Origin of the sequence: Vibrio sp. 10N.222.46.A1 (assembly GCF_041473595.1) — a bacterium.
GTDB classification, from domain to species: Bacteria; Pseudomonadota; Gammaproteobacteria; order Enterobacterales; family Vibrionaceae; genus Vibrio; species Vibrio tasmaniensis_A.
The window spans coordinates 1-275 of record NZ_JBFRSN010000450.1 but is presented as its reverse complement, the minus strand read 5'-3'; the positions used below and the strand labels follow the sequence as shown (position 1 = coordinate 275).

The 275-nt window shown below is 48.4% G+C and carries 2 tRNA genes; both read right to left on the bottom strand.

The features are described from left to right. Nucleotides 1–75: transfer RNA gene (locus AB4496_RS13765), tRNA-Gln, on the bottom strand. Nucleotides 76–104: 29 nt separating this feature from the next. Then, nucleotides 105–189: transfer RNA gene (locus tag AB4496_RS13760), tRNA-Leu, on the bottom strand. Nucleotides 190–275 lie beyond the last annotated feature (86 nt).

Below are 275 nucleotides of genomic sequence, written 5' to 3'. Positions count from 1 at the left end.
TGGCTGGGCTACCTGGATTCGAACCAGGGAATGCTGGCATCAAAAGCCAGTGCCTTACCGCTTGGCGATAGCCCAACAGGATATCATTTAAGATATCTAAATAATGGTGCGGTCGGAGAGACTTGAACTCTCACACCTCTCGGCGCCAGAACCTAAATCTGGTGCGTCTACCAATTCCGCCACGACCGCAGCAAAGCTTTTACTCTAGCGAAGAGTATAGTTAAGAAGACTTATGGTTTGTCTAAGTAACGTTGTAATGGCTGGGCTACCTGGAT